This is a genomic window from Dellaglioa sp. CoH-57-MRSF-16 (genome assembly GCF_056782055.1).
The window spans coordinates 1-257 of the sequence record NZ_JBXAXZ010000201.1 but is presented as its reverse complement, the minus strand read 5'-3'; the positions used below and the strand labels follow the sequence as shown (position 1 = coordinate 257).

Annotated in this window: 1 protein-coding gene; it reads left to right on the top strand. The window is 57.6% G+C overall.

What is annotated here, in order from left to right:
- On the top strand, positions 1 to 257 hold a 257-nt coding region (locus AC1RPH_RS08420), incomplete at both ends, for a hypothetical protein (protein WP_481762135.1).

Below are 257 nucleotides of genomic sequence, written 5' to 3'. Positions count from 1 at the left end.
ACCCTCGATCTCGAAACGGGACTTCGTGCGATTCGCGCCGACATGGGTCTTCGCGAAAAGGAGCTTCGCTCGGAAGTTGCACCGGGGCTGTTTGTGCATACCACGAGCAAGCGCCTGCGCTGCTTTGCTAAGCACGGAACGACGTGCAGCGCGTGTGGTGCCGAAGCCTCATACTTCGCGATCGAGCGCACGTATTCGAAGAAAGGCGGCGACGGTCCGTTCCATATGAATATGTGGGGTACCGTAAATGGCAAAGA